We start from the raw sequence: 25,025 nt of genomic DNA on the forward strand, positions 1-25,025 counted from the left end.
CACGTGCGGGTGAACGCGCGGGCGCGGATATCAACGCCCAGGCGCGGCAGTCAACGCCGGCAAGCGACGGTCAGGACTGCGCCGGCGGCGCGAGGACGCGATACAGCCGCCAGGTGGGCTGCGAGTCGCCGTCGTTGGGGATCTCGAGTTCCAGGGTCGCGACGTCGGCGCCGGTGTCATACAGCGTGGGATAGCGCTGGTTGAGCGCATCGGACACACCGCGGCCCTCCGGCGGCACCGCGAGCAGGTACCGAACGCCGTTGCCGCTGGGGTCGTTGAGCAGCGCGGTGAAGTCGGGATCGGAGGGGACGACGAACATGCGCGGCCGCTGGGATGCGGCGATGATCGCGAAGCCGTAGACGGTGTCGACGATGACGGAGCTGTCGGGCAGCTCCAGGCTCGCGAGGTGGTCGGCGATCACCCGCTCCGTCGAAAAGGTCGCGGCGACACGGCGTTCCACCATGGCCCGCGAGTCGGTGGCATCGGGATCGGGCGCCAGCACCGCGGCCAGCGCGTACTCCTGCGGCGCATACCGGGGCAGGCTCATCCCGTGGGCGGTCACCGGCAGCGTCACCGCGAGCGCCGCCGCGACGGCCACGTACGCCGGCCAGCCCGCGCGTCGCGCCGGCGCGTCCACCAGCGCGGGTGCGTGCCGGCCGCGGCGCTTGGCGGGCGCGAGCCGGCCGTCGGGCACCGCCAGCATCGCCAGGCACGCTGTCAGCGGGATGGCGACGATGTAGAACCGCAGGAACGGAAACGTCGAGCCGGTCGCGTAGCTCACACTCTGGAAAGCCAGCGCGGCGCCGTAGATCGCCAGCGGAACGGCGAGCACCGGCCAGGTCGGTGTCCCCCAGCGCCGGACCGTGCCCCACGCCGCGATCGGCACCAGCGTGGGAGCCAGCAGCACGGTGCAGGTCAGCGCGAACGACAGGCCGCTTACGAAGGTCGGGGTGACCTGCCCGGACTGCTCGAGGATCGCCGCGTTGCCGTACTGGGAGGTGAACTGCGCGAACGCCTCTCCGGTGATCAGCCAGCTGACCGCCGCCCAGCCGAGGAACGCCGCCGCACCCGGCGCGCTGACCATCAGCAGGTCCAATAGCGCCCGCCGCCACCGCGGCGGTTCGGGCGCCCGCAGGTAGGTCGTCACCCCGACCAGCAGGCCCGCCGCGGCGATGCAGGCGACGGCGTCGTACCGGGTGAGGTACGCCAACCCCATCGCGATGCCGCCGGCGGTGATGAGGTGGTGTACGTCGTCGTCGGCCATCCACGAGACGAGCCGCCGCACCGCCCAGGTCATGAAGAACAGGAACGGCGCCTCGCTCATGCCGTTCGCGCCGTAGAACACGATCATCGGGTTGGCGGCGAACAGCGCCGCGATGGTGAGCGCGTAGCTGCGCGGCAGGCCGCGGTCGGTGCCGATGCCGAGGATCTGCACCGCGGCGCCGGCCATGAACACCGCGCTCATCAGGCTGCCGGAGAACGCCCGCTCGGTAATCTCCGGCCACAGCGGGCTGACGAGGATGGCGGGCAGCTGCACCATCGCGGTGAGCGGGGTGAAGATGAAACCGATCGCCGCCAGGTGCGGGTCGCGGCTGAACAGCACCGACTGAGCGGCCGACACCCGCGACAGCGCGTCACCGAGGATGAACCCGTGCCGGACCTGCAGCCAGTACCCGGCGCCCGCGTACACCACGGCGCAGGCGACGAAGAACGCCGTCTTCAGTCGGAAGACCTCCCGTCCCGGTCGGTCGGTCACGGCTCGGCGGTCTGCGGTTTGGTGGCCAGTCCGTGGAAGGTCTTCTCCCAGTAGGACGGGTTGCGGATCATCTGGTAGCAGCCCTTGGCCGCCGCGACGCTCATCATCAACCAGAACAGCGGCACGGTCAGGGCGGCGCCGAGCAGGTCGGCCCGGTCGTCCTCGCGGATCGTGATCACGTTCATGTACAGCGTGGCGGCGTTGCCCAGCACCAGCGCGACGAGCGCCGGGAAGTAGATGTAGGTCGGGAACACCGTCTCGATCACCGCGGGTTGACCGAGGAACCACACCAGCGTGATCAGCCAGAACACCAGGTTCAGCACCGCGACGATCGGAGTGCCGGCGAGCACCAGGTTGAACCGGACGAAGCTGCGCAGGCCCAGCGTGCGGAACAGCCGCCGCGGCCGCCGCATCTGCACCAGCCAGGTCTGCAGATACCCCTTGTACCAGCGGGATCGCTGGCGCACCCAGTTGATCGGGTCGCTGTTGGCCTCCTCCTGGGTCGACGAGTCGATCACGGCGGTGCGGTAGCCGCTCGCCGCGATCCGCAGGCCCAGGTCGGCGTCCTCGGTGACGTTGAACGGGTCCCAGGCCCCGATCTCGTCGAGCACCGCGCGCCGCAGATGGTTCGACGTGCCGCCCAGCGGAATCGGCGACGTCGAGCGCATCATGCCCGGCAGCAGGTAGCCGAACCACAGCGCGTACTCGGCGGTGAACCACGCGGTGAGCAGGTTCTGCCGGCCGTTGTGGTACACGAGCTTGGCCTGCACGCACGCGACGTCGTCGGGCAGTTGCCGGAACGCCGCCACCACCCGCCGCAGCTGCAGCGGCTCGGGCAGGTCCTCGGCGTCGAAGATCGTCACGAACTCGCCCGTCGCGAAGTGCAGGCCGTAGTTGCACGCCTTGGGTTTGGTCCGGGGATCGGCGGGCGGCACCAGCACGATCGTGATGGCGTCGGACTCGGCGCAGGACCGGGCGGCCTCGATGGTGACGTCGTCGTCGGCTTCGAGCAGCAGCAGCACCTCCAGCTTGTCGGCGGGATATTCCAGCGCGGCCATCGCACCGATGAGGTCGCCGACCACCTCCGGCTCGTTGTAGGCCGGCACCAGGATCGTGTAGACGGGCAGCTCCTCGTCGGGCAGAGCGCGGGCCGCCTCGTCGGAGACCGCGATGGCGCGCGACGCCAGCCCCTCCCGGAAGATGAGCACCCGGTCGAGCATGGTGAGCAGGTAGACCAGGGTGCAGAGGCCGATCAACACCGTGGCGGTCGGCAGCGGCCGCCAGAGCGCGCCCGCGACCACCACCGCGAGCAGCCCCCAGAGCACCGGCCGTTGCCAGCCCATCACCGCCACCGACGCCGAGCTCAACGGGTCGTCCTGGCGGAGCCCCTCGATGGCGCGGTGCAGCGCGTACCGCCGCTCGGCCTCGTCGGGGGCGGCGGCGCGGCGCGGGCCCGCGCTCACGGGCCGGCCCCGATCGGCTGCTGCGCCGCCACCAGGGCGCGGCCGAACTCGGTGAGCAGTTCGCCGTCCTTGAACACCGGCGTGCGCTCGTCGAGGACGGCGTTGCCACGGAACAGCAGCGTCAACAGCGTGCGGACGGTCGGCAGCAGGTTGGTCGTCGGCTCCGGGAACGGTGCGTCGGGCAGGTGGTTGTCGACGGCGAGCACCGTCACGCGCTGCGCGAGACGGTCGCTGCCCCACGCGAACTGGATCGAGTTCCAGGTCACCAGTAAGTCGTCGTCCACGACGGACAGCATCCTCGCGGTGACGCCGTGACCGAGGTCGACCATCCGCAGCTCGCTGAGCCGCGCACTCGTCAGCCCGTAGAGCACCCTGGCCGGATACACGTCGAAGGCGAACGGTCGCCGCGCGACGATGCTGTCGACGATCAGGGTGCGGGGACGGGCCTGCTTGTCGAACCGGATGTCGCCGCGCTCGGCGACCATCCGCTGCCGCACCAGCACCGCGGAGTCCCCGTAGAGCCGGTCGACCTCGGGATAGTCGACGCGGCGCTCGGTGCGCCACCCCGGCGGCGCGAGCAGCGCCTGACCGAACGCGAGCGGGTGCGGGGCGGGACCGCCGATCGGCGTGGTGCTGACCTGCGCCGGCAGCGGCAGCACCGCCAGGAGCAGCGCCGCGATCACCACCAGGGGCACCGCGGCCCACACCTGCTTGGCGGCGAGCGGCTCGACCTTGCGGTCGAGCAGCTTCTTCGGTGCGCCGCGGCGCGCCCGCCAATACATCGCCATGCCCACCAGGCAGATCGCCGACAGCGCCGGCAGCTGCTGGTAGACGATCAGCGGCACGTCCGGGAAGAACTGGTCGACTGAGATCAGCACCGCGAAGCCGACCGCCCACGACCCGAGCGACCCGAGCAGGCCGCGCCGCATGGTCCGGCCGACCGCGATGCCCGTCGCGATGCCCGCGATGATCAGGGTCGCCGCGCCGGCCGCAAAGGCGCCGCCGTCGAGGAACACCACCAGCAGGTAGTACGGCAGCGAGAACACCATCGCCAGCAGCAGCCACACCCAGCTGAACCGGATAACCGGGCGCAGCCCGAACAGCACGATGCAGCAGCTGACGACGAACAGCCACATCGCCAGCAGATCGAGCCGCAGCAGGTGGAAGTACAGGGCGTAGCGCGGCGACAGCACACCCTGGATCAGCAGCGCCAGCACCATGCACATGCCGCCGACGATGATGTCGGTCTGCCGGTCGTGGATCGGCAGCTCCGTGCGATGCCGCCGCGCCACCCCCACCGCGACGAGTGCCGCGGCGGTCGGCACGGTCCACACGTAGCCGCCGATGCCGCCGTGCTTCGTCGTCTCGGCGACGCTGGCGATCGACGCGTGGAAGGCCACGCCGGCGGCGCCGAGGATGAGCGCCCACCGGACCGCCAGCCGATACGTCGGGTGCAGCGCGTAGTACCAGCGCAGGAACGCCTCGATCGGACGGGCCGGTGCCGTAGCGGTGTCCGGGGCGTTCGTCGTGGCGGTCGCCATCACCGCCGCCTACTTCGGGACACGGCGGCGCCGGAGCGTCACCACACCGACGGCGACCACCACGACGAGACCCGCGGCGATGCAGGCGGCGATCAACAGCGTCCGCGGCGCGTCGCCGTCGTCGGCCGCGGTGACGGGCTCGGCGGTGGTGTCGAAGGTCAGCGGCTGGACACCGGCGGGTCCGAGCAGCGCGTCTCCGGTGAGCCGCGACCAGCGCCGCGGTTCGTCGTCGAGCCAGTTCAGCAGCGAGTCGAGTTGATCTGGGGCGCCGTTGGACGTCGCGACGAGCACGGTGCGGTTCCCGTCGAGCACGGTTTGCAGCGAACCGAACCGGACCTGCGGGTCCAATGTGAGGGCCACCGGCCCCCCGTCGTCACCCATCCCGGTGATGCTGACGGCACCTTCGTCGGGTGAGCTCACCGGCAACGGCACGGCATCGGAGGTCCAGCTGCCCGCCGAGATCAGGACCGCCGGGTTCGGCGAGTCGATCGCGGTCGGCAGCGGCACCACCGCGGTGTCCAGTGGCAGGGCGCTGAGCCGTTGCAGCCCCTCGACGATCGCCGCGGCGCGGACCGTGTCGGGCAGCGCATCGCCGCCGGCCCCGATCCCGATCTCCAGCCGCGGCATGAGCGCCTGCGGCAACGACTGGAACCCGGTGACGACGGGCGGCTGGGCGCGCACGCTGGACACGGTCGACTCGCCGTCGATGGTGAGGGTGAGCGGTTGCGAGGCTCCGCAGCCGCCGGTGTTGCCGGCCGCGTTCAGTGCGACGTTCACCGCGGTGTAGCGCTGCAGCAACCCGTTCGGCACGTCGACCCAACGGTCGATCGCACCGCTGGGCTCGGCGGGCCAGCGCGCCACGGTCTCGTCGCCGACGGTGATCACCACCTGGCCGTTGAGGTTCGCGGGCAGCGGCGTGTAGGAGCCCTGCAGCCGGATGCGCAGATCCTTCGCCGAGCGGCCCAACCGCGCCTGGTCGAGATTGATGGTGACGCGCGGGTTCGCGACCGCGGTGGCGTTGACGCCCGGCTGGCCCAGCCGTCGGATGGTGGTCACGTCGGGGGGCAGCTGCGCGGTGGTCGCGAGCGGACCGACCACGGCCTTGGAGCTGATCGCCAGCCGCGAGACGTCGCTGGCCACCAGCCGCACCTGGTTCTGCAGTTCGTTCGCTGGCCCCCCGAACACCAGGTCGGGGACGCCCGGCGCCGGCTGCAGCGCGATCCCGGCCGGCGCGTCCTCTCTGATCACGATCCGGCGGGTCAGCGGCGGCGCGGGCGGTTCGGGGACCGGTGCGGCAGCGGGCAGTTCGGCCACGGCGATGTCGGGGTGCTGCGCGCCGTAGCGGGCGGTGACGGCGGCGGTGAGCCGCACGGCGGCGTCCGACTCGGCCGGGGTCGGGTCGGCCGGCACAAAGATGGTGAGGCCCTGCAGCACGGGCGGCAGGAAGTCCGCCACGGTGGTGGGCGGCAGCTCGTCGCCGTCGTAGGCGACCTCGGCGGCGGCGAACCGCAGCGGGTCGCCGGGGTCGTCTATGCAGGCGCCGTCGATGGGCACCAGCGTCATCCGCAGGTCGACGGTGACCGCGTTGTCGCGGACCACCGCACCGCCCAGCGGGACGACGATGGGGGCGCGGTCGGCGTCGGGCAGCGGTACCCGGGAGACCACGCGGTTGTCCTGAACCACCGTGACCACACCGAAGCGCAGTGCCACGGGTCGCTCGACCACGGCCCGCAGCTCGGTCGGCCGCAGTCCCTGCAGCACCGGGATGGCCAGGGTCTGGACACTCTGCAAGCCGTGGAAGGCAAGTCCGTCGGCGCCGGTCAGCGTTTGCAGGGCGAGGGTCGGCGAGCGGGAGAGCAGCCCGCCGTCGCCGGGCGCGGCCGTTGCCAGGACTCCCGCTGCGGTCAGCCCTCCGGACCCGCCGAGGAGTATCACGACGAACGTTGCGGCACCGAATCGCCGTACCCACCGCGTAGACATCGACGGGATCGTAAACAGAAACGGCCGCCGCTCGCAGGCGGTCGGCCGATCTGCTATTCAGCTAGTTTTGCTGCGGACGAGAAGACTGCGGTCAGCGACGCGCGGCCGGCGGTGTTGCCCGCCGCGCGGCGAGCTACTTGGCCTTCTCCAGGATCTGCACGAGCCGCCACCGCTTGGTGGCCGACAGCGGGCGCGTCTCCATCAAGGACACCCGGTCGCCGACCCCGGCGTCGCCGTTCTCGTCGTGCGCCTTGACCTTGGTCGTGGTCCGGATGATCTTGCCGTAGAGCGGGTGGCTCCGGCGCGACTCGAGCTCGACCACGATGGTCTTCTGCATCTTGTCGCTCACGACGTAGCCGATGGCCGTCTTGCGGCGACCGCGCGGCTTGTCGGCCTTCGGTGTGCGCTTCGGACCGGGCTCGGTGCCCTGCTTAGTCTCGTTCTCTGCCATCACGATTCCTCACCGGCGGGTCCGGCGGCCAGACCCAGCTCACGTTCCCGCAGGATGGTGTACACGCGCGCGATGTCCTGGCGGACGGTGCGCAGTCGTCGGTTGTTGGCGAGCTGTCCGGTGGCCAGCTGGAAGCGCAGGTTGAACAGCTCCTCCTTCGCCTCGCGCAACCGCTCGACCAGTTCGTCGTCGGTCAGCTCGCGCAGTTCGCCGGCGGACGTTCCCACGGCCATCAGAACTGCTCCTCTCGGGTCACGATGCGTGCCTTGATCGGCAACTTGTGGATAGCGCGGGTCAACGCCGCCCGCGCGGTCTCCTCGTTCGGGTAGCTCAGCTCGAACAGGATGCGGCCGGGCTTGACGTTGGCGACCCACCACTCCGGCGAACCCTTACCCGACCCCATGCGGGTCTCGGCGGGCTTCTTGGTCAGCGGGCGGTCGGGGAAGATGTTGATCCACACCTTGCCGCCACGCTTGATGTGCCGGTTGATGGCGATACGGGCGGACTCGATCTGCCGGTTCGTCACGTAGGCGTGCTCGAGCGCCTGGATGCCGTAGTCGCCGAAGCTCACCGAGGTGCCGCCGCTGGCCACGCCCCGCTGCCTGGGGTGGTGCTGCTTGCGGTGCTTGACCTTGCGGGGAATCAACATGGCTAGCTCCCTGGATTCTCGGTGGTCGAATCGGCGGACTCGGCGGCTGCCGACGCCGCCGAATTGGCCGCGACGCTGCCAGCCGGGGCGGTGCCGCTCTCGGAGCCCCCGGAGGCGGCACGACCCGCTTCGGTGCTGGTGGCCGTGGTGCCCGCGGCGCCGCTGCGGCGCGGCCGGGTGCCCGACGGCCGATCGCGGCGAGGCCGGTCGCCGGCGGGCGTCGACGCGGTCAGCTCCCGCTTACCACCGACGATGTCGCCCTTGTAGATCCACACCTTCACGCCGATGCGGCCGAAGGTGGTCTTGGCCTCGTAGAGGCCGTAGTCGATGTCGGCGCGCAGCGTGTGCAGCGGCACGCGACCCTCGCGGTAGAACTCCGAGCGGCTCATCTCCGCGCCGCCGAGGCGACCCGAGCACTGCACCCGGATGCCCTTGACGTTGGGCTGGCGCATCGCGGACTGGATGGCCTTGCGCATCGCGCGGCGGAACGCCACGCGGTTGCTCAGCTGCTCGGCGACGCCCTGAGCCACCAGCTGCGCCACCGACTCGGGGTTCTTCACCTCGAGGATGTTGAGCTGGACCTGCTTCTTGGTGAGCTTCTCCAGGTCGGCGCGGATGCGGTCGGCCTCGGTGCCGCGGCGGCCGATCACGATGCCCGGACGCGCGGTGTGGATGTCCACCCGGACCCGGTCGCGGGTGCGCTCGATCTCCACGTCGGCGATGCCGGCGCGCTCCAGCCCGCTCGCGAGGAGCTTGCGGATCGCGACGTCTTCCTTGATGTAGTCGGCGTACTGCTTGTCGGCGTACCACCGCGACTTCCAGCCGGTGGTGATGCCGAGCCGGAAGCCGTGCGGGTTGATCTTCTGGCCCACTACTCCGAGCCTCCCTTCGCTGGCTGTGCAGCCTTCTCGGTGGCGGCGCCCGTCGACCGCGTGCTGGCCTTGCTGGCGGCGGCGCGGCGCGACCGCGCGGACTGCGGCGAGGCGCCCCGGTCGGACCGGCTCGGCCTACTTTCTACGATCACGGTGATGTGGCTGGTGCGTTTGCGGATCCGGAACGCCCGGCCCTGCGCGCGCGGCCGGATCCGCTTGGCGGTCGGTCCCTCGTCGGCGAAGACGGTGGCCACCACCAGGGTGTCGGGGTCGAGGCCCTCGTTGTTCTGGGCGTTGGCGGCGGCGCTGGCGATCACCTTGGCGACGGGCTCGCTGGCGGCCTGCGGCGCCCAACGCAGCAGGTCGAGCGCCTCGGCGACGGGCTTGCCGCGCACCAGGTCGATCACCCGGCGGGCCTTGGTCGGCGAGACCCGCACGAAGCGCGCGACGGCCCTGGCCGACGGATATTCACTCACTGTGGTGGGCATCGCCTATCGCCTCTTGCTCTTCCGGTCGTCCTTGATGTGGCCCTTGAACGTCCGCGTCGGGGCGAACTCGCCGAGCTTGTGGCCCACCATCGCCTCGGTGACGAACACCGGCACATGCTTGCGGCCGTCGTGGACGGCGAACGTGTGGCCGATGAAGTCCGGGATGATGGTCGACCGGCGCGACCAGGTCTTGATGACCTGCTTGGTGTTCTTCTCGTTCTGGACGTCGACCTTCTTGAGCAGATGGTCGTCGACGAACGGGCCCTTCTTCAGGCTGCGTGGCATCGCTGGTTACTCCCTAGCGCTTCTTGCCGGTGCGCCGGCGTCGGACGATGAGCTTGTCGCTCGCCTTGTTCGGCTTGCGGGTGCGGCCCTCGGGCTTGCCCCACGGGCTCACCGGGTGGCGACCGCCCGAGGTCTTGCCCTCGCCGCCGCCGTGCGGGTGGTCGACCGGGTTCATCACGACACCGCGGACGGTGGGGCGCTTGCCCTTCCACCGCATGCGGCCGGCCTTGCCCCAGTTGATGTTCGACTGCTCGGCGTTGCCGACCTCGCCGACGGTGGCGCGGCAGCGCACGTCGACGCGGCGGATTTCACCGGACGGCATCCGCAGCGAGGCGTAGCTGCCTTCCTTGCCGAGCAGCTGGATGCTGACACCGGCCGAGCGGGCGAGCTTCGCGCCGCCGCCGGGCCGCAGCTCCACGGCGTGGATGACGGTGCCGGCCGGGATGTTGCGCAGCGGCAGGTTGTTGCCCGGCTTGATGTCGGCGTTGGCGCCGGACTCCACGACCGCGCCCTGCTTCAGGCCCTGCGGCGCGATGATGTAGCGCTTCTCGCCGTCCAGGTAGTGCAGCAGCGCGATGTTCGCGGTGCGGTTCGGGTCGTACTCGATGTGCGCGACCTTGGCGTTGACGCCGTCCTTGTCGTGGCGACGGAAGTCGATGACGCGGTAGGCGCGCTTGTGGCCGCCGCCCTTGTGCCGGGTGGTGATCCGGCCGTGGGCGTTGCGGCCACCGGTGCCGTGCAGCGGGCGGATCAGCGACTTCTCCGGCGTCGACCGGGTGATCTCGGCGAAGTCGGAGACGCTCGAACCGCGGCGACCCGGGGTCGTCGGCTTGTACTTGCGAATGGCCATGGCTCTTGGGTTCCTTACTCCCGGCCGGTCAGGCCGGTGCTCCGAACAGATCGATCGGCTTGCTGCCCGGCGCCAGCGTGACGATGGCGCGCTTGGTGCTCTTGCGCTTGCCGAAGCCGCTGCGGGTGCGCTTGCGCTTGCCCTGCCGGTTGGCGGTGTTCACGGAATCGACCTTGACCGCGAAGATCTTCTCGACCGCGATCTTGATCTGCGTCTTGTTCGAGTCCGGGTGGACGATGAACGTGTAGACGTTGTCCTCGATCAGGCCGTAGGACTTCTCCGAGATCACCGGCGCGAGGATGATGTCGCGGGGATCGGTGATGGTGGCCATCAGGCGGAGACCTCCTGTGTCCGGTTCGCCGAGATGTAGGCATTGAGCGCCTCGACGCTGAACACCACGTCGTCGGCCTTGAGCACGTCGTAGGTGTTGAGCTGGTCCGGCGCCAGGACATGCACACCGGGCAGGTTGCGGACGCTCTTGGCGCCCACCTCGTCGGCGCGCCCGATGACGACCAGGATCTTGCTCTGCTCGATCGTGCGGTCGGGCAGCAGCGTCGTCAGGAACGCCTTGGCGCTCTTGGTCGACGGCGTCTGACCCTCGACGAGCTCGGTGACGGCGTGGATCCGGTCGTTGCGGGCCCGGTCCGAGAGCGCCTGGCGCAGCGCGGCCGCGATCATCTTCTTCGGCGTCCGCTGGCTGTAGTCGCGGGGCTTCGGGCCGTGCACGGTGCCACCGCCGGTGAACTGCGGCGCCCGCGTCGAGCCCTGCCGGGCGCGGCCGGTGCCCTTCTGCCGGTACGGCTTCTTGCCGCCGCCGCTGACCTCGCCGCGGGTCTTGGTCGAGTGCGTGCCCTGCCGGGCCGCGGCGAGCTGTGCGGTGACGACCTGGTGCATCAGCGCGATGTTGGGTTCCACGTCGAACAGCTCGGCGGGCAGCTCGACGGAACCGTCGGTGGTGCCGGCCGGGGTCACTACGTCAATGGATGCCATCGTTACTTCTCGCCTCGCTTGATTGCGCTGCGGACCATGACGAGCCCGCCGGTGCGGCCGGGGATCGCGCCCTTGATCAACAGCACGCCGTTCTCGGCGTCGACCTTGTGCACCACCAGGTTCTGGGTGGTGACCTTGTCATTGCCCATCCGGCCGGCCATCCGGGTGCCCTTGAAGACGCGGCCGGGGGTGGCGCAGCCGCCGATGGAGCCGGGCCGGCGGTGCACGGCCTGCGCACCGTGGCTGGCGCCCTGGCCGCGGAAACCGTGCCGCTTCATGGTGCCGGCGAAGCCCTTGCCCTTGCTGGTGCCGGTGACGTCGACGTAGCTGCCGTCGGCGAAGATCTCGGCGGTCAGCTCCTGGCCGACCTCGTAGGCGGCGGCCGCCTCTTCGCTGTCGAGCCGCAGCTCTGCCAGGTGGCGGCGCGGATTGACACCGGCGGCGGTGAACTGTCCGGTCAGGGGCTTGTTCACCTTGCGGGGGCTGATCTCGCCGTAGGCCAGCTGCACGGCGCTGTAGCCGTCGCGCTCGGGCGTGCGGATGCGGGTGACGACGTTGGGGCCGGCCTTCACCACCGTCACCGGGACGACCCGGTTGTTCTCGTCGAACACCTGCGTCATGCCCAGCTTGGTGCCCAAAATGCCTTTTCTCGCCATTTTCTGGGATCTCCTACTGGATGTTGACGTCGACACTGGCCGGCAGGTCGATGCGCATCAGCGCGTCCACCGTCTTCGGCGTGGGGTCGAGGATGTCGATCAGCCGCTTGTGCGTCCGCATCTCGAAGTGCTCCCGCGAGTCCTTGTACTTGTGCGGGGACCGGATGACGCAGTACACGTTCTTCTCGGTGGGCAGCGGCACCGGGCCGACCACGCTGGCGCCGGTACGGGTCACCGTCTCGACGATCTTGCGCGCCGAGGCGTCGATGGCCTCGTGGTCGTAGGCCTTGAGCCGAATGCGGATCTTCTGTCCCGCCACGCTTTCCTACCTCACTCCTGCTGGGGCCTGGTTCGTCCGGCGCCGTCGTTCGCTGCGCTGGTGTCTGGTGCCGCCGCTGTTCATCTGTCCTGGTGCACCGGCCCACGCGTTCGGGTGGGTCGCCCGCTCGCATACTCGTCCGCAGCTGCGTGATCCGTCGCTGACTGACAAGGTGGACCGGACGCGTCCGTGGGGACGCCGGTCGTCTGCCCGGCCCGGCACCGCACACGGCGGCAAACCCGGCTCAAGGCAACCCGAACAGTATGCCTGAAGATCCCGACCGGACCAAATCCCGCCGCAGGTCTGCTGACCTGCACATCTGCGCGTGCGAGCCGGGCCGGCGGTCAGCGGCGGGCGTTCCAGTACGCGCACTGGTGGCCGGCCCGGTAGTCGGTGACCGCCGGCCCGGCCGGCGACAGCGACCGCCACGGCGCGCCGTTGCCGTCGAGCGCCGGCCAACCCGGGTCGCCGTCGCGCACGAACCGGCCCCACGCGGCGATCATGTCGGCCGCCAGCCGCGACTGCGCCTCCTGCAGTGGCGGCGCACCGCCGACGTCGAACAGGTACCGAAGCTCCAGCCCGTGCGTCGCCCCGACCGGGAACGGCAGCGTCCGCAGCGGTTCGGGCGCGGGGGCGTCGCGGTCGGCGAATTCGTAGCCGAACACCGGCGCGCGGCGCACCAGCCCGGTCGCCATGCGGTCGGCGGGGCAGGCGAACGCCCAGTCGGTGACGGCGGCGGCGAAGGCCAGCGAGCCGCTGCCGCCGTGGCGTGCCGGCGGGTAGCGCGCCGCCACCTCGCCGGCCGCCGCGCCGAAGGTCTGCTGCAGCGCCTGCCCGAGGTCGGGCTCGACCCCGGTGCGCAGGTACTGCAGCGCGACGAACAGGGTGAACTCGTCGAGGTTGGTGCCGATCAGCACCGGCACCGCCTGGGCCCGGCCGTCGGCGATGCCCGCCATCGGGTCGACGGGCAGCGCGGCGGTGCCGGTGACCGGTCCCGTCAGCCGCTCACCACCCAGCGACAGGTAGAAGGGCGGTTCGGTGAGCCTGGTGACCGGGAGCGCCCGCAGGCAGGCCGCCGCCGCGGCGGCGTCGCCGCAGCCCACCCGTGCGGCGTAGGCGATGCTCGCCTGCCGGGCGACGGTGGCGCCGACCTGCGCCTGGCAGGGCCCGCTGGAGATGATGGCGGCCCGGAACAGCCCGGTCGACGCCGGGGCGACCAGGTGGTCGCACACCGACATCGCCCCCGCCGACTCCCCGGCGAGGGTGACCCGCGCCGGGTCGCCGCCGAACGCCGCGATGTTGTCGCGCACCCAGCGCAGCGCGGCCTGCTGGTCGGCGAGCCCGTAGTTCCCCTCCCCAGCGACGGGTGGGCGAGGAAGCCGAGCGCGCCCAACCGGTAGTTGACGGTGACGACCACGATGTCGCCGGCCACCGCGAGCCGGCGGGCGTCGTAGACGTCGCCGCTGCCGTTGACGAAGGCGCCGCCGTGCAGCCACACGAGCACCGCGTGCGGGCCTCGCGCCGCCGCCGTGGGCACCCAGACGTTGACCGACAGGCAGTCCTCGCCGATGGCGCGACCCAGGTCGGGATCGGCGGAGGTGTCCTGCACGCACCGCAGGCCGGGCCGGGTGGCGTCGCGCATCCCGGTCCACGGCGCGGGCGGTTCCGGGGCCCGCCAGCGCAGCGGCCCCACCGGGGCTGCGGCGTACGGAACGCCCTCGAAGGCCACGTGATCGGGCGCGATCAGCCCGCGGACGGCGCCGGCCGCGGTGCGCGCCACCCCGTGCAGCAGCTCTGCCGGCGCCGCCGGTGGGGCGGGGGCCGCGCAGCCGGCGACCACCAGCGTCGCCATGGTCACCGCGGCCGCGAGGCGGGCGCACACACGCCCGCGTCGGTGGACAGCACGGGCGGCGGGCACCCGCGGAAGCCTAATGACCCCGGCCCCTTGCCGCCGCAGCGTGCGCTGGGTCACATTAGGCTGTTGACACCCGTCAAGCGCGAGGAGCAGCGATGAGCACCACGATGGACCGAGCCAGTGACGAGGCCGCCCGCGTCCTGGCCGACCCCAGCGCCTACGCCGACGACGACCGCCTCCACGAGGCGCTGACCCACCTGCGCCACCACCAACCCGTGGTGTGGGTGGACTTCGCGCCCTACCGGCCGTTCTGGGCCGTCACCAAGCACGCCGACATCATGGCGATCGAGCGTGACAACACCCGGTGGCTCTCCGAGCCGCGACCGCTGCTGAGCCAGGCCGAGGCCGACGACGCGCTCAAGGCGCAGGTCGAGGCGGGCATCGGCATCCGCACCCTCATTCACATGGACGATCCGCACCACCGGAAGGTGCGCGCCATCGGCGCCGACTGGTTCCGCCCGAAAGCCATGCGCGCGTTGCAGGTTCGAGTCGACGAGCTCGCCGAGCAGTACGTCGACCGGATGCGGGACATCGGCCCGGAATGCGACTTCGTCACCGACATCGCGATCAACTTCCCGCTGTATGTGATCCTGTCGCTGCTCGGGCTGCCCGAATCGGATTTCCCGCGCATGCTCCAGCTCACGCAGGAATTGTTCGGCGGCGCCGACGAGGAGCATCAGCGGGGCGGCACCACCGAGGACCTGCTCGCGGTGCTGGCCGACTTCTTCGCCTACTTCTCGGCGCTGACGAGGTCGCGGCGGGAACACCCGACCGACGATCTGGCGTCGGCGATCGCCAACGGCCGCGTCGACGGCGAGCTGATGTCGGACATGGACACCTTGTCCTACTACGTGATCGTCGCCAGCGCCGGCCACGACACCACCAAGGACGCGATCTCCGGCGGGCTGCTGGCGCTGATCGAGAACCCCGACCAACTCGCCCGGCTGCAACGCGATCCGGCGCTGCTGGGAACCGCGGTCGAGGAGATGATCCGCTGGTCGACCCCGGTGAAGGAGTTCATGCGGACCGCCGCGCGCGACACCGAGGTCCGCGGCGTCCCGATCGCCGCGGGCGAGGCGGTCTACCTCGCCTACGTGTCGAGGAACCGCGACGAGGAGGTCTTCGTCGACCCGTTCCGGTTCGACGTCGGCCGGGATCCGAACAAGCACGTGTCGTTCGGCTACGGGGTGCACTACTGCCTGGGGGCGGCGCTGGCGCGGATGGAGATGCGGAGCTTCTTCGGCCAGCTCCTGCCGCGGCTGGCGGCCGTCGAGCTCGCCGGCGTCCCGCAGCGCACCGCCACCACCTTCGTCGGCGGCCTCAAGCACCTTCCGATCCGGTACCGGGTGCGCTGACGCGCGCGTGCGTGTGCAGGAAGCCGTCGACGGCGGCCCGCGCACACGCGTGGTAGTCGAAGTCGGGCAGCGTGGAGAGCCGGCCGAGGATGAGTGGGCCGATCAGCAGCGCCACCGCCTGCACGCGGTCGACGTCGTCGAGTTCGGCCGCGGCCTGCGGGCTGTCGAAGATCGCGTCGAACGGCACCGCGTAGAGCGCCAGGATGCGCTCGCGCAGCGAGCCGACGGCATCGGAGTGCGTGCCGCTCCGCCAGCTCTGCAGGTCGGGTCCCGACGCCAGCCACGTCATCGCCGTCAGCGTCGTCGGGACCTCGGCGATGGACTCGGCCCAGCCGACGACGACGGCGGTCAGCCGGTCGCGCAGGCTGCCGTGCGCCGGAGGCATCGGCGGTGGCGGCAGCATCCCCTGGAACGCGGCGGCGAGCAGATCGTTGGCGCCGCCGAAGTGGCGGTACAGCGTGGCGCGGGCGACGTTGGCGCTGCGGGTCACCGCGTCGATGGTGACCGCGCTCGGCCCGCCGGACCGCAGCAGCGCCGTTGCCGCGGCCAAGAGCCGGGCCCGCGAGCGGGCGGGCCGCGGATCGGATCCGATCGCCACCGTTTGATCCACCTCCCGCGGGGGAACTGCCCACAACGAGACTATGAGTCTCAAAACTTCGTTCGAAGGAGCCCGCCGGTGTCTGACACCCGCTCCGAGCCCGATCAGGATATCGACCCGGCGCTCGCCGCCCTGTCACCGCGGGCGCGGACCTGGCTGCTGATCGTCGCCTGCCTGGGCGTGTCGACGGTCATCTCCTCGATGGTGGCGCTCAACACGGCGCTGCCCGACATCGCGCGCCAGACCTCGGCCACCCAATCCCAGCTGACCTGGGTGGTCGACGGCTACACGCTCGTGCTGGCCTGTCTGCTGCTGCCGGCGGGCGCGCTGGGCGACCGCTACGGCCGGCGCGGGGCGCTGCTGACGGGCCTGGCCATCTTCACGGCCGCCTCCGCCGCACCCTTGGTCTTCGACAGCCCGTTGCAGCTCATCGCGGCCCGGGCGGTCGCCGGGGCGGGCGCGGCGTTTGTGATGCCGGCGACGCTGTCGCTGCTGACGGCGGCGTATTCGAAGGCCGATCGCAACAAGGCGGTGGGAATCTGGGCGGGTGTCGCCGGCTCCGGCGCGATCTCCGGATTCCTGGTGACCGGCGTGCTGCTGCACTTCTTCGGCTGGCAGTCGATCTTCGTCGCGTTCGCCGCGGCCGGGGTCGGCCTGTTCGCGCTCACCTGCACGGTGTCGTCGTCGCGCGACTCCGAGGCCGCCCCGCTCGACTGGCCGGGCGCGGTGCTGATCGGCGCGGCGGTCGCGGTGTTCGTCTTCGGCACCGTCGAGGCGCCGGCGCGCGGCTGGACGCATCCGCTGGTGTGGGGCTGCATGGCCGGCGGGGTGGCGTTGACCGCCGTCTTCGCGGTGGTGCAATTGCGCCGCCGCCACCCGCTGCTTGACGTGCGGTTGTTCGCCCGGCCCGACTTCGCCACCGGATCGCTCGGCGTCACGTTCCTGTTCTTCGGCAACTTCGGGTTCTTCTACGTCGTCATGCAGTACATGCAGCTGGTGATGGGTTACAGCGCGCTGATGACCGCGGTGGCACTGGTGCCGCTGGCCCTTCCGGTGCTGGTGCTCAGCGCCGCGCTGCCCCTGTGGCTTCCCCGCATCGGGTTGCGGCTCTCCACGGCGCTCGGGCTGGCGCTCATCGCCGTCAGCCTGGTGTCGCTGCGCGTCCTCGACATCGGCTCGCCCTACCTCGACCTGATGTGGCCGCTGCTCATCATGAGTGCGGGCATCGGCCTGTGCACCGCACCGACCACCTCGGCGATCATGAACGCCGCACCGGACGAGAAGCAGGGCGTCGCCTCCGCGGTCAACGACACCACCCGCGAAGTGGGTGCGGCACTCGGGATCGCGGTCGCGGGCTCCGTGCTGGCGGCCCGCTACGAAGACGTCCTGGCACCGCAGCTGGGTGCCATCCCCGAGCCTGCGCGTCAGCCGGCGCTGAATTCGCTGGCCGAAGGTCTCGGCGCCGCAGCACAATTGGGACCGCAGGGACCCCAGCTGGCCGAGTTGGCACAGCGCGCCTTTCTGGACGCCATGGATTCCTCGCTGCTGATGCTGGCGATCGTGCTCGGTGCCGCCTCGGTGGTGGTCGCCGTCATATCACCCGGCCGTGACGGCCGGCAGTGGCGGCCCGTGCGGCGGCTGCGGGCGGCAGGTGCCGACGGCTCAGCCGGCGACGAACCCGGCGATGCGGTGGGCGGCCATCACGATGGTGGCGTGCACGCCGCGGCCGGTGATCGCCGGTAGTACGGAACCGTCTGCCACCCAGACGTTCTCGATTCCGCGGAGCCGGCCGCGGGGGTCGACGACGGCGTGCGGGTCGCCGTCGACGCCCATCGGCGCGGTGCCGCACAGGTGTTGTGACGTCGACCAGGACGGCTCGCCGACCACCGTCATCCGCCGGCCGAGCTCGGCGGCCAATGCGCATCCCTCGCGCAGGGCGGTAACGTCGGATGGCGCACTGTCGTAACGGTGTTCGATCCGGGGCGGTGCGTCCGGATCCGCCGAGCGCAGCGCGACGCGGCCCCGCGACGCGGGGTGCATGACCGCGACGCCGAGGTGCGGCCAGTCCGGCCGGCCCGTGCCGCCGTCGCCCACCATGGCGACGAAACCGCCGGTGTAGGGCCGTATTTCGACATCTGCAGTGCTGAGCACCACCTCCAGGACGGGCCGACCGGTTCGGGTGCGCCACTGCGTGGGCATCACCCACTCCGGATGGTCGCTGGTGCGCTGCCCGACCGCCAGCGCGGTGTGGCACTCGACGCCCACCGCAGCGAGCGCCGCCGGATCGCCCACCCCGGAGAGCAGCAGCAGCTGCGCGGTGGCGATGGCGCCCGCGGTGAGCACGAAGCGGTCTGCGGTGCGGTACTGCCCGCCGGCCGGCCCGTCGACCTCGACCCCCACCGCCCGGCCCCCGCGGAACCGCAGCCGCCGGACCCGGGACTCGCTGGCCAGCCGCAGGTTCGGCCGGCTCAGCGCCGGTGTGAGGAACGCCGCGCCGGGTCCCATGCGCCTGCCGTCGACGACGTTCAGCGGCACGGCGCCGATCCCGGTCGGCAGGTCCGGGCCGCCGGCGTTGAGGTCCGCCAACCACGGGTATCCCGCAGCCGTTGCCGCCGACACGAAATCCGCTGTGCCGCCTTCGAAGCCGGATGTCCGCCGCACGGTGATGGGTCCGGTGGTGCCGTGCGGCGGCTGCGGGAAGTCGAGGTCGGTCTCGATGGCGGCGAACGCCGGAACCACCTCGGCCCACGACCACCCGGGTAGGCGCCAGCCGTCGAAGTCGGCCGGGAGCCCGTGGCAGAAGTAGCCGCCGTTGACCGCGCCGGAGCCACCGGCCACGGCGCCCCGGACGATCGCGGAGCGGCGCGGGGGGTGCTCGGTGAGGGTGGTCTCGTAGCGCTGCACCAGCCGGCTCGCCGCCCCGACGGGCAGCACGGTGGCGTCGGCGATCAGCGCCCCGACGCCCGGATCGGTGGGCGCCGGACCGGCCTCGAGCACCGTGACGGCGCACGACAGGTCCGCCGACAACCGTTCGGCCACGACCGATCCGGCGCTGCCGGCCCCGATCACCAGGACGTCGCTGTGCACGGACTCAGGTGGTGACCTGCGGCCGCAGCGGGCCGAGGCTGCGCTCGCCCGCCACACCGGCCCAGAGCCCGGCGCCGTAGGCGAGGTCGTCGAGCCGCTTCAGCACCAGGTAGGGCAGCACGCCGATGCGCTGCTGGGCGTCGTCGGCTTTGCCGTAGCGGGTGAGCCAGTCCGCCACCCCGTCCGCGATGGCCGCGACGATCACCACGTGCCGGCAGCGCCGCGACAGCAGCGCGGCCAACAGCGCCAGCGGCCAGTAGGCGCGGCACAACGCCGACGCGAACTGCAGCGCCGATTGGCCCAGCCCCCGCAGCGCGACGGTGAGGACGTCACGGGCGCTGGTGTCCGCACCGGCCATGGCCGCCGCGATCCGGCCGGCCGCCCAGCCGGCCAGCACCAGCGACGCGAGGTAGCCGAGGGCCGAACCGATCGCCATCAGCAGCCACGCGCCGAGCATCGGGGCCGACATCAGCAGCGGCGCCGTCTTGTCGGGGTGGCGCCGCGCCAGCGGTGCGGCGGACCGCCCGTAGAAGGCTCTGCGACGCAACCACTCCCACAGCTGGGTGCGGTGATCGTGCGCCACCAGCGCGATCGGCTCGTAGCGCATCCGGGCGCCCGCCTCGACCAACCGCCAGCACAGGTCGACGTCTTCGCCGCAGTGCAGCGTCTCGTCGAAGCCGCCGACGTCCCGCAGCGCCGAGCAGCGGCAGATGATGGCGGCGCTCGGGACATAAGACACCGGGCCGTAGGGCACGACCGGTGCTTCCCGGCGGCCGAGGTCCAGCGCGCTGCGCACCGACTCGTAGCGGGCCACGACCGAGTCCGACGGCGACAGCGCGACGATGCGCGGCGCCACGAGCGCCACCGCGGGATCGGAGAAGTGGCCCAGCAGCGCCTCGAGCCAGCCGCGCCGCGGCACCACGTCGGAGTCCAGGAAGGCCACGAATTGCGTTGCGCAGGCGGCAAGTCCGGTGTTACGGGCGGCGGCCGGGCCGCGCCGCTGGTCGTGGCGGATGATGGTGAGATCGCAGGTGCAGCCGGCGAAGTCGGCGTCGGTGAGCGGTATCCGTGAGCCGTCGTCGACCACCACGACCCGCAGGCCGCGCAGCGACGACACCAGCCGGCTGACGCCGAACGCGTTGTCGCACACCGGGATCACGACGGTGACGTCGAGGTGCGACGGCCCCGACGTCGGTCGCGGATGGGCCACCGTGGCGTCGAGCAGCGTGCGGGCCAGCTGGGCGCTGCGCGCATCGTGGACCTCGAGCCGGCCGCCGTCGAGCATCGACTGCGCAGCGGGCGCGAGCCGCAGCAACCGGGTGGGCGAACCGCCGAGCAGCGCCGCGCCGGCACCGAGCACCCGGACCCGGCGGTCGACCTGTACCGCGAAACCGTCGGGCAGTCGTGGCTGCGTCATCTCAGCCTCCCGTCGTCCGCCGGCTGCCAGCGCTCGATCGCCCGCACGCAGCCGTCGACCATGTCCGCGAAGATCCGCTCCCCCGCGGCCGCGCTCGCCGTGGTCGGATCCCCCAGCACTCCCACCTCGCTGACCGCGAGCAGCCCGCCCCGCCGCATCCGGGGCATCAGCTCCGCCAGCGGCGCCAGGTTTCCCGGCTGCCACTCCTGCACCCGGACGGCAGCCGGCGAAAGGTGCAGCAGCAGCGACGTTTCCGTGTGTCCGGCATGCGCGTCGGCATCGGGCGTCCAGCATGCGCACCAGCCGGCGTCGCGGCCTTCCGCGCGCAGCGTCGCGCAGGCTTGCCGCAGCGCGCTCACGTTTCCGCCATGACCGTTGACGAAGGCCAGCCGACCCGCCCAGCGCAGCGCCGATCTGCCGTATTCGACGAGCAGCGAGCACAGCGCCACCGTACCGATCGAAACGGTGCCAGCAAAGCCCTCGTGCTCTCCGCTCGCCCCGTAGTTGATTGTCGGGGCAAGCAGGTGATCGCCCGCGGGCAGCCGGTCGACCGCCGCGTCCGCGACCGCCGCGGCGATCACGCAATCGGTGTCCAGCGGCAGGTGGGGACCGTGCTGCTCGGTGGCGCCCACCGGTATGACCAGTGTCGGCGACGCCGTCCCGAGCTGGCTGGCCGTCGCCCTCCCGAGCTTCTTGGGAAGGACCACCCGCTGATGGTAAGGCGGATCATTGCCTGGCACGCCAGGAGTTGACGGAATCCGTCAAATCAAAGTCGCTGTCAGCTAATCACGACCGCGTCATTCCGCCGGGACGCCCAGCGCCCGGACGAAATCGGGCGGCACGACGACGTCCTGCGGCCCCAGGTCGGCAATGGCCGCCTTTCCCAGCCCCATCAGCGCCGAGTCGATGCCGCCACGCAGCACGTCGAGCACGTTCTCGACGCCGGCCTGGCCGTTGGCCGCCAGGCCCCACAGGTAGGCACGCCCGATCATCACCGCCCGCGCACCGAGCGCCACGGCCTTGATGACGTCGCTGCCGCGGCGGATGCCGCCGTCGAGCAGCACCTCCACCTGGTCCCCGACGGCGTCGGCGATGGCCGGCAGCGCGCGGATGGACGCCGGGGTGCCGTCGAGGTTGTTGCCGCCGTGATTGGAGACCGAGATCGCGGTGCAGCCGGCGTCGACCGCCCGCTTCGCGTCGTCGACGCGCATGACGCCCTTGAGCATGAACGGGCCGCCCCACAGCTCGCGCAGCCAGGCGATGTCCTCCCAGGTGGGCGGCGGGGTGCTCATCCACTCGCCGTAGGCGGCGAAGAACGGCGGACCGGCCTCGCCGCGCGCGGCCTGATTGGGCACCCGCAGGGTCGGCGGCCGCATGGTCTTGGCCCACTGGAACAGCCAGCCGGGCCGCGTCAGGCCGATCGGCATCATCCGCACCGCGGTCCTGGCGTTCATCTCCGCCGGGACCTTGGGGCTCCCCCAGTCCCGGCCGTGCGAGAAGCTCCAGTCGGTGGTGACGATGAGGCCGACGGCGCCGGCCGCGCGCGCCCGCTCCACCCGGGCGGCGATCGCGTCGCGGCCGCCGAGCCAGTAGATCTGGAAGAACAGCTTGGGATTCGCCGCGATGACCTCTTCGATCGGTTTGCTCGCGAACGACGACAGTCCCATCGCGGTGCCCCGCGCGGCGGCGGCGCGCGCGACGGCCACCTCACCGTCGGGGTGCACGGCCTGTACCCCGGTGGGCGAGATCAGCACCGGTAGCGAGATCTCCTGCCCCATCACGGTTGTCGCCATGTCGCGCTTCTCGAGCGCGCCGATGACGTGCGGCGCGAAGCCGAGTTCGCTGAAAGCGTCGACGTTGTCGGCGACGGTGATGCCGCGCTCGCTGGCGGCGAGCAGCGAGGAGTACACCGGTGCGGGCAGCCGCCGCTTGGCCCGCTGCTGCGCGAAAGCGACTGTCTCGAACCATTTGTCGGCCATGACTACACCGGGCTTTCGTGACACATGCGCGCCGGCGGAGTGCTCGGCGGGCGGACGGTGAGGGTGAGGGGCACCGGCTCGGCGCGCCGGCGGCCGGTGCGCGAGTGGTCGACGCTGGGCTTCGGCTTGTCCCGCTCGCCGGCCAGCGCCGAAGCACCATAGCCCTGAACGCATTCCGGGTCGGGGCCGTCGAGCGGCAGGCCGGTGAAGAACTTGGCGGCCATGCAGCCACCCCGGCAGCTGTCGTAGTGTCCGCAGCTGCCGCAGGCGCCCGCGGACTGCGGTGCGCGCAGCTCGGTGAACAGTGGCGAGTGTTGCCAGACTTCTCCGAAACCGCCGTCGCCTAGCACGTTTCCGGCGAGGAACGTGTCGTGGATGGCGAACGGGCAGGCGTAGACGTCGCCCACCGGGTCGATCAGGCAGACGACGCGGCCGGCGCCGCACATGTTGAGGCCGGCGAGCGCGCCGGGCGCCCCGAGCGCCGAGAGGTGGAAGAACGAGTCGCCGGTGAGCACGTTCTCGCCGTGGCCCACCAGCCAGTCGAACAGCTGGACCTGCTGATCGGCGGTGGGGTGCAGCTCGTCCCACACGTCGGCGCCGCGGCCCGACGGCCGCAGCCGCGTGATGCGCAGCGTCGCGCCGTAGCGGTCGGCCAGCGCCTTGAACTGGTCGAGCTGGCCGACGTTGTGGCGGGTGACGACCACCGAGATCTTGGCGTCGGAAAAGCCGGCGGCGGCAAGGTTTTCCAGCGCCCGCACCGCCATGGCGTAGGAGCCGTCGCCGCGCACGGCGTCATTGACCTCGGCCGTCGCGCCGTCGAGCGAGATCTGCACGTCGACGTAGTCGCTCGCCGCGAGCCGCCGCGCCACGTCCGGGGTGATGCGCACCCCGTTGGTGGAGAACTTCACCCCGACGTGGTGTTCGGTCGCGTAGTCGACGAGCTCCCAGAAGTCCGGTCGCACCGTCGGTTCGCCGCCGCCGATGTTCACGTAGAACACCTGCATCCGCTCGAGCTCGTCGATGATGTCCTTGCACTGCCGGGTGGAGAGCTCCCGCGGATCGCGCTTGCCGGACGCCGAGAGGCAGTGCACGCACGCCAGGTTGCAGGCGTAGGTGAGCTCCCAGGTGAGGCAGATCGGCGCGTCGAGGCCGTGCTCGAACTGCTCGATGAGGCTGGGGACTGCGGTCGATACCGCTGCAGACGTCATGGGTTCTCCTCGCGGACCAGCATCGCGGACTGCGCGAGCATGGCCAGGGCGTGCAGGTAGGGGTGCTGCCGGGCCTCGTCGACGCCGGCCGCCCGCAATGCCGAGCGGACGTCGGCGTGGTCGGGCAGCGACTGCACCACCGAAAGGATGGTGCGGTTCTTGAGGAACGACAGCTTGCGCGTGCCGAAGTGGTAGAGCAGCGCCCCGAACGGCTCGGGGCGGACGGCGACCTGCGGGTGCAGGCGCCAGCCGGCGTCCGGGTCGAACGCCACGGCGCAGGGGTCGCCCACCGGCCGAGCGGCGGTGCCGGCCGGCGCCTGCTGCGCGGGCACGGTCAGTAGACCCCGCACATGCCGTCGATGGAGACCTCTTCGACGAGGGTCTCGGTGACCAACTCGGCGTCCTCGTTCACCTGCTGCTGCGGCTCCATGGCATTGCCTTTCGTTGTGCTGGTCATCACACTTGTGACTTGGATCGCAACTTTATGGCATCGGGTGCCGTAACGGAAGGGGGGATATGGCCGCCGAGGCCGTGTCGCGGGTTGGGCGGCGCCGTTCGACCACCGGGGACCACATCACCGAGGTCGCCCTGCGGCTGTTCGCGGCCCGCGGCTTCGACGAGGTCAGCGTCGAGGACGTCGCGCACGCCGCCGGCATCTCGCGACGCACCCTGTTCCGCTACTACCCCTCGAAGAACGCGATCCCGTGGGGCGAGTTCGACGCGCACCTGCACCACATGCGCACGCTGCTGGCGGCCGTGCCGCCGGCGACGCGCACCGGAGACGCGCTGCGCGAGGCGCTGCTGGCGTTCAACACCTTCGACCCCTCGCAGACCGCCATCCACCGCGAGCGCATGCGCGTGATCCTGGAAACCACGGCGCTGCAGGCGCATTCGATGACGATGTACGCCGGGTGGCGCGAGGTGATCGCCGAGTTCGTCGCGCAACGCGCGGGCCTGAAGGCGACCGACCTCTTGCCGCAGACGGTGGCGTGGACGCTGCTCGGCGTCGCGCTGTCCGCCTACGGGCACTGGTTGCGCGACGAAACCGTCCCCCTGCCGCAGGCGCTGGGCGACGCGTTCGACGTCGTCCGCCCTGCGCTCGACGGGCTGGCCTGAGAGGTATCGCGGAAGAACGCGTCGGAGTTCGGGCCGCTGGGACGACGATA

26 protein-coding genes and 1 pseudogene are annotated in these 25,025 nt (G+C 71.5%); 3 read left to right on the forward strand and 24 right to left on the reverse strand.

Annotation, left to right across the window (positions count from 1 at the left end; all coding sequences use genetic code 11):
- Nucleotides 1-70: 70 nt before the first annotated feature.
- From LV457_RS06070 to LV457_RS06145, 16 genes and pseudogenes are all read right to left on the reverse strand, one after another.
- A complete protein-coding gene (locus LV457_RS06070; RefSeq protein ID WP_232169713.1) occupies nt 71-1,756 on the reverse strand; it encodes a glycosyltransferase family 39 protein in 1,686 nt (561 codons plus the stop codon).
- Complete coding sequence (locus LV457_RS06075) at nt 1,753-3,219, reverse strand: glycosyltransferase (RefSeq protein WP_232169715.1); 1,467 nt, start codon at nt 3,217-3,219, stop codon at nt 1,753-1,755. Before LV457_RS06075 ends, LV457_RS06070 begins: the two co-directional genes overlap by 4 nt.
- The gene (locus LV457_RS06080; RefSeq protein ID WP_232169716.1) at nt 3,216-4,760 is read right to left on the reverse strand and encodes a hypothetical protein; all 1,545 of its coding nucleotides are present in this window, start codon (nt 4,758-4,760) and stop codon (nt 3,216-3,218) included. Before LV457_RS06080 ends, LV457_RS06075 begins: the two co-directional genes overlap by 4 nt.
- 9 nt (nt 4,761-4,769) lie before the next feature.
- Complete coding sequence (locus tag LV457_RS06085; protein ID WP_232169718.1) at nt 4,770-6,740, reverse strand: hypothetical protein; 1,971 nt, start codon at nt 6,738-6,740, stop codon at nt 4,770-4,772.
- Between the two features lie 133 nt (nt 6,741-6,873).
- The gene (gene rpsQ / locus LV457_RS06090; protein WP_232169720.1) at nt 6,874-7,191 is read right to left on the reverse strand and encodes a 30S ribosomal protein S17; all 318 of its coding nucleotides are present in this window, start codon (nt 7,189-7,191) and stop codon (nt 6,874-6,876) included.
- Nucleotides 7,191-7,424 (reverse strand): 50S ribosomal protein L29, encoded by a 234-nt coding sequence (gene rpmC, locus LV457_RS06095; RefSeq protein WP_232169722.1) that lies wholly within the window; start codon nt 7,422-7,424, stop codon nt 7,191-7,193. Before rpmC ends, rpsQ begins: the two co-directional genes overlap by 1 nt.
- Nucleotides 7,424-7,840 (reverse strand): 50S ribosomal protein L16, encoded by a 417-nt coding sequence (rplP, locus tag LV457_RS06100; RefSeq protein ID WP_232169724.1) that lies wholly within the window; start codon nt 7,838-7,840, stop codon nt 7,424-7,426. Before rplP ends, rpmC begins: the two co-directional genes overlap by 1 nt.
- A 2-nt stretch (nt 7,841-7,842) precedes the next feature.
- On the reverse strand, nt 7,843-8,712 hold the full coding sequence (gene rpsC / locus LV457_RS06105; protein WP_232169729.1) for a 30S ribosomal protein S3: 870 nt from the start codon (nt 8,710-8,712) through the stop codon (nt 7,843-7,845).
- A complete protein-coding gene (rplV, locus tag LV457_RS06110) occupies nt 8,712-9,200 on the reverse strand; it encodes a 50S ribosomal protein L22 (protein WP_232169730.1) in 489 nt (162 codons plus the stop codon). The genes rpsC and rplV overlap by 1 nt, the downstream gene beginning before the upstream one ends.
- Before the next feature lie 3 nt (nt 9,201-9,203).
- Nucleotides 9,204-9,485: a 30S ribosomal protein S19 gene (gene rpsS, locus LV457_RS06115; protein WP_003892827.1), complete on the reverse strand. Its 282-nt coding sequence runs from the start codon at nt 9,483-9,485 to the stop codon at nt 9,204-9,206.
- A 13-nt stretch (nt 9,486-9,498) separates the two neighbouring features.
- Nucleotides 9,499-10,335 (reverse strand): 50S ribosomal protein L2, encoded by an 837-nt coding sequence (rplB, locus tag LV457_RS06120; RefSeq protein WP_232169731.1) that lies wholly within the window; start codon nt 10,333-10,335, stop codon nt 9,499-9,501.
- Between the two features lie 28 nt (nt 10,336-10,363).
- Nucleotides 10,364-10,666 carry a 50S ribosomal protein L23 gene (rplW, locus tag LV457_RS06125; protein WP_232169732.1) on the reverse strand — a complete coding sequence of 101 codons (303 nt, stop codon included), beginning with the start codon at nt 10,664-10,666 and terminating at the stop codon, nt 10,364-10,366.
- Nucleotides 10,666-11,325 (reverse strand): 50S ribosomal protein L4, encoded by a 660-nt coding sequence (rplD, locus tag LV457_RS06130; protein WP_232169733.1) that lies wholly within the window; start codon nt 11,323-11,325, stop codon nt 10,666-10,668. Before rplD ends, rplW begins: the two co-directional genes overlap by 1 nt.
- 2 nt (nt 11,326-11,327) lie before the next feature.
- Nucleotides 11,328-11,981 carry a 50S ribosomal protein L3 gene (rplC, locus tag LV457_RS06135; protein WP_232169734.1) on the reverse strand — a complete coding sequence of 218 codons (654 nt, stop codon included), beginning with the start codon at nt 11,979-11,981 and terminating at the stop codon, nt 11,328-11,330.
- Between the two features lie 13 nt (nt 11,982-11,994).
- Entirely contained in the window at nt 11,995-12,300 is a 306-nt protein-coding gene (rpsJ, locus tag LV457_RS06140; RefSeq protein WP_003883485.1) for a 30S ribosomal protein S10, read from the reverse strand.
- 344 nt (nt 12,301-12,644) lie between these two features.
- A pseudogene (locus LV457_RS06145) lies at nt 12,645-14,152 on the reverse strand (carboxylesterase/lipase family protein).
- Nucleotides 14,153-14,310: 158 nt separating this feature from the next.
- Between LV457_RS06145 and LV457_RS06150 the strand changes: the two are divergent.
- Nucleotides 14,311-15,570 carry a cytochrome P450 gene (locus tag LV457_RS06150; protein ID WP_232169738.1) on the forward strand — a complete coding sequence of 420 codons (1,260 nt, stop codon included), beginning with the start codon at nt 14,311-14,313 and terminating at the stop codon, nt 15,568-15,570.
- On the opposite strand, the gene LV457_RS06155 is transcribed toward LV457_RS06150, so the two are convergent.
- Nucleotides 15,536-16,168: a TetR/AcrR family transcriptional regulator gene (locus LV457_RS06155; protein ID WP_232169740.1), complete on the reverse strand. Its 633-nt coding sequence runs from the start codon at nt 16,166-16,168 to the stop codon at nt 15,536-15,538. The two genes, LV457_RS06150 and LV457_RS06155, sit on opposite strands and share 35 nt — an antisense overlap.
- A gap of 78 nt (nt 16,169-16,246) precedes the next feature.
- Between LV457_RS06155 and LV457_RS06160 the strand changes: the two genes are divergently transcribed.
- Nucleotides 16,247-17,911, forward strand: a complete 1,665-nt coding sequence (locus LV457_RS06160; protein ID WP_232169742.1) for an MFS transporter — start codon at nt 16,247-16,249, stop codon at nt 17,909-17,911.
- Here the strand turns inward: LV457_RS06160 and mftG are convergent.
- Genes mftG through mftA form a run of 7 tightly spaced genes read right to left on the reverse strand, consistent with a single transcriptional unit; the run spans nt 17,831 to nt 24,289 of the window.
- Complete coding sequence (gene mftG, locus LV457_RS06165; protein WP_232169745.1) at nt 17,831-19,255, reverse strand: mycofactocin system GMC family oxidoreductase MftG; 1,425 nt, start codon at nt 19,253-19,255, stop codon at nt 17,831-17,833. The two genes, LV457_RS06160 and mftG, sit on opposite strands and share 81 nt — an antisense overlap.
- 4 nt (nt 19,256-19,259) lie before the next feature.
- Nucleotides 19,260-20,672: a mycofactocin biosynthesis glycosyltransferase MftF gene (mftF, locus tag LV457_RS06170; RefSeq protein WP_232169752.1), complete on the reverse strand. Its 1,413-nt coding sequence runs from the start codon at nt 20,670-20,672 to the stop codon at nt 19,260-19,262.
- Nucleotides 20,669-21,412, reverse strand: a complete 744-nt coding sequence (gene mftE / locus LV457_RS06175; protein ID WP_232169753.1) for a mycofactocin biosynthesis peptidyl-dipeptidase MftE — start codon at nt 21,410-21,412, stop codon at nt 20,669-20,671. The genes mftF and mftE overlap by 4 nt, the downstream gene beginning before the upstream one ends.
- 57 nt (nt 21,413-21,469) lie before the next feature.
- On the reverse strand, nt 21,470-22,651 hold the full coding sequence (gene mftD / locus LV457_RS06180; RefSeq protein ID WP_232169755.1) for a pre-mycofactocin synthase MftD: 1,182 nt from the start codon (nt 22,649-22,651) through the stop codon (nt 21,470-21,472).
- A gap of 2 nt (nt 22,652-22,653) precedes the next feature.
- The gene (gene mftC / locus LV457_RS06185; protein ID WP_232169757.1) at nt 22,654-23,859 is read right to left on the reverse strand and encodes a mycofactocin radical SAM maturase; all 1,206 of its coding nucleotides are present in this window, start codon (nt 23,857-23,859) and stop codon (nt 22,654-22,656) included.
- The gene (gene mftB / locus LV457_RS06190) at nt 23,856-24,191 is read right to left on the reverse strand and encodes a mycofactocin biosynthesis chaperone MftB (RefSeq protein ID WP_374198741.1); all 336 of its coding nucleotides are present in this window, start codon (nt 24,189-24,191) and stop codon (nt 23,856-23,858) included. The genes mftC and mftB overlap by 4 nt, the downstream gene beginning before the upstream one ends.
- 2 nt (nt 24,192-24,193) lie before the next feature.
- Nucleotides 24,194-24,289 (reverse strand): mycofactocin precursor MftA, encoded by a 96-nt coding sequence (gene mftA, locus LV457_RS06195; protein WP_232169985.1) that lies wholly within the window; start codon nt 24,287-24,289, stop codon nt 24,194-24,196.
- Nucleotides 24,290-24,375: 86 nt separating this feature from the next.
- Here mftA and mftR point away from each other — a divergent pair, with 86 nt between their 5' ends.
- Nucleotides 24,376-24,975: a mycofactocin system transcriptional regulator gene (mftR, locus tag LV457_RS06200; protein WP_232169758.1), complete on the forward strand. Its 600-nt coding sequence runs from the start codon at nt 24,376-24,378 to the stop codon at nt 24,973-24,975.
- Nucleotides 24,976-25,025: the final 50 nt, after the last annotated feature.

Origin of the sequence: Mycobacterium sp. MYCO198283, from assembly GCF_021213805.1 — a bacterium.
GTDB lineage: Bacteria > Actinomycetota > Actinomycetes > Mycobacteriales > Mycobacteriaceae > Mycobacterium.